At 62.4% G+C, this 3,045-nt stretch carries 3 protein-coding genes; 2 read left to right on the plus strand and 1 reads right to left on the minus strand.

Translation table 11 applies throughout. The annotated features are described in order from the left end of the window. Window positions 1-1,685: FMN-binding glutamate synthase family protein (locus ABNS06_RS01050; protein WP_348672080.1), on the plus strand; the 1,685-nt coding region annotated here is incomplete at its 5' end. A gap of 317 nt (window positions 1,686-2,002) precedes the next feature. Here ABNS06_RS01050 and ABNS06_RS01055 read toward each other — a convergent pair. Beyond that, window positions 2,003-2,239 (minus strand): hypothetical protein, encoded by a 237-nt coding sequence (locus tag ABNS06_RS01055; protein WP_348672082.1) that lies wholly within the window; start codon window positions 2,237-2,239, stop codon window positions 2,003-2,005. A 51-nt stretch (window positions 2,240-2,290) separates the two neighbouring features. Between ABNS06_RS01055 and ABNS06_RS01060 the strand changes: the two genes are divergently transcribed. Continuing rightward, on the plus strand, window positions 2,291-3,045 hold a 755-nt coding region (locus ABNS06_RS01060; RefSeq protein ID WP_348672083.1), incomplete at its 3' end, for a hypothetical protein.

A 3,045-nucleotide genomic window follows, 5' to 3' on the forward strand; every position in this document is an offset into this window, starting at 1 on the left:
GACGCACCTCGTCTCCGGATGACCTGCTGATGCTGGCCGCGCTGCCCCGTTTCATCGTGCTGCTGCTCGTGATCCTGCTGGGTTTCGGCGCCGCGGCGTGGGCGTTGGCTGAACCCGGTCAGCCGGCGCCCTTGATCGCACAATGCGTGCTGGCAGCACTGACGCTGGTCGGCATTTACGACCTGTGGCAAACGCGTCACACCCTCTGGCGCAACTACCCGCTGGTCGGGCACATGCGCTGGTTGTTCGAATGGCTGCGCCCGTTTCTGCGGCAGTACATCGTCGAGGGCGACCACGAGGGTGGCCCCTACAACCGCAACATGCGTTCGCTGATCTACCAGCGGGCCAAGCGGGCGAACGACGCCAAGCCGTTCGGCACCGACCTCAACTTCTATCACGAGGAATACCAGCTCCTCACCCACTCGATCGTGCCGCGACCGACGCCGTCTCCGGATTTCCGCGTCGACGTCGGCGGGCCCGCCTGCACGCAGCCCTATTCGGCATCGGTGCTGAACATCTCGGCGATGAGCTTCGGGGCGCTTAGCGCACGAGCGCTGGAAGCGCTGAACCTTGGCGCGAAAACGGGTGGTTTCTTCCACGACACCGGTGAAGGCGGCATCAGCCCCTATCACGTCAAGCACGGCGGGGACCTGGTCTGGCAGATCGGCAGCGGCTACTTCGGCTGCCGCGATGCCCAGGGCCGATTCGACGTCGAGCAATTCGCCAAGCAGGCCCGCCGTGATCAGGTCAAGATGATCGAGATCAAGCTGAGCCAGGGCGCCAAGCCCGGGCACGGCGGCATGCTGCCGGCCGCCAAGATCAGCGCGGAAATCGCCGCCACGCGAAGCATTCCGATGGGCCAGGATTGCATCTCGCCGGCCTACCACACGGCGTTTTCCACACCGCTCGAACTGCTGGATTTCGTCGACACCCTGCGCGAGCACTCCGGCGGCAAACCGGTGGGCATCAAGCTTTGCGTGGGCCATCGCTGGGAGGTGCTGGCGATCTGCAAGGCCATGCTCGCGACCGGTCAGCGTCTCGACTTCATCGTCGTCGACGGCGCCGAGGGCGGCACCGGCGCAGCGCCCGAGGAGTTCTCCGATCACATCGGCCTGCCGCTGCGGGAGGGCCTGCTGTTCGTCCGCAATGCCCTCGTAGGCAGCGGGCTGCGTGGGGACATCCGCATCGGAGCCAGCGGCAAGGTCTACTCGGCCTACACCATCGCCGTGAACATGGCCCTGGGCGCCGACTGGTGCAACGCCGCGCGGGCCTTCATGCTCACCATCGGTTGCGTGCAGACCAAGCGCTGCCACACCGACGAATGCCCGACCGGCGTCGCCACGCAAAACGCCAGCCGCCAGCGCGGACTCGTCGTCGCGGAAAAGGCGCCGCGGGTCACGAACTTCCAGTACTCGACCCGCGAGCGACTCGCCGAACTGATCGCCGCCGCCGGCCTCGATCATCCGGGGGAAATTCACCCCCACCACATCCTCCAGCGCCGCGAACCAAACGAACTCGTCTCACTGGAAGAGCTTTTCCCGTTCCTCGAGGAAAACAGCCTGCTCGAAGACCCGGACTCCACCCCCTACGGCCACTGGTGGCGCGCCGCGAGCCCGGACACATTCAAACCGCGGGAAATGGTCGGGCCTGAGCACCACAAGGCGGAGACGATCCCGCCACGTTAAACCTTCGGAGCTCGCAACGATGCCAACTCCGCCGTTGCTGTGCCCATCCGCGTGTTTACCGTACCGGAGCCGATGACACCGGTTGCGCTCCATAAACTGCGGTCTATCCCCTATTGCTCGACGTGGTAGTGATTGGTCATCTGGCAATAGGCGTGGCAACGCCAGTTAAACCGATCGCAACCGTCGCCCAACAGCTTTAACCAAGTGAGGCGATCAGCGTCGTCAAAGTAGATCGCCTCGCGTCGATCACCACGCGCTGTGACGTGATACAGCCCGCCGGCTAACTCGATGCGCAGGGGTCTTGCCATCACGCCAGATTAATGACGACATGTTGGATTGCAAGACCTGACCCCGTTTTTTGCTCGGATCAGACGCTCTGGAGCAATCGATTCCACACCGCCGGGCGCGTAGCTCGAAGACAGGTGGCCGTGCATGGACTCCAGCGCCTCATCGACCAGCGACCGGATGCGGCGCAGCGGATGATCCGCCGGCACGAAGTCGCTGACCTTGGAGTACGAAAACAGGCTGTCTTGCTGAATGTCCGTGCCGCGCATCGCCAATCTCCCAAGTCGATGGCCTACGATAGCTCACCGAGATGATTCGGGGTGGTCTTCAGCAGCCTCTTAACTATCGCCCGCCCACCCGTAACGGTGGCAGTAATGCCGACTTGCCCATCCGAATTCAACAAGGCTAAAGACGGGCTGGATGGTGAATTGGCTGGAAAAACCGACGAAGACCAAGTCTATAAAGCTATCAATAAATACCGCGCAAAGCTGAACGGTTTCAGAGCAGACCCGGGCTGCGCGGCCATCACGCAGGACATCGACGACGCCCAATCAGAAGCAGAGACCAAGGTCTCGGTGACCCTGGAAAGCGAATTCGTACTGAAAGCCGGAGAAGAACTTGTTGTCACGGTAACCCGGCGCAAATCGGACAACGTCTCGGAAAAGACCTTCCCGGCTGTCACCTACGCCACGCCCGCGGAAACGATTGGCGAATGGATCACCCTTTATGGATTCAACTACCTCGATAGCGGAGAAGCAGGCCACTTCGCCAAACCAGACCCGGGTACCGACCCGCAGACCTACACGATCACACCCAAGACCAACCGTCAGGACAAGGTGTTCTCGCCCTCCATCTACTTCATGTGGATCAAGTCAAGGAACTACGAATTCATACCGGCACGCGTGCTGTCCTGGAACGCGGGGGACGTGTTCGGCGGCGTGACGGCCGGCCTCGGCTTCGACCTGGACAGCCCCACTGTGTTCATGGGTTACGGCCTGGGCTGGGGCTATAACGTCATGCTGACCGCAGGCGGCGTCTTCCACTCCGAACAACGGCTGGACGGCAAATACAACGC

It is taken from the genome of uncultured Abyssibacter sp. (assembly GCF_964000955.1).
Taxonomy (GTDB): Bacteria; Pseudomonadota; Gammaproteobacteria; order Nevskiales; family OUC007; genus Abyssibacter.

Coding starts and splice junctions, on each gene's coding strand:
- ABNS06_RS01055 (WP_348672082.1), bottom strand. CDS start 2,239: ATGCGCGGCACGGACATTCAGCAAGACAGCCTGTTTTCGTACTCCAAG.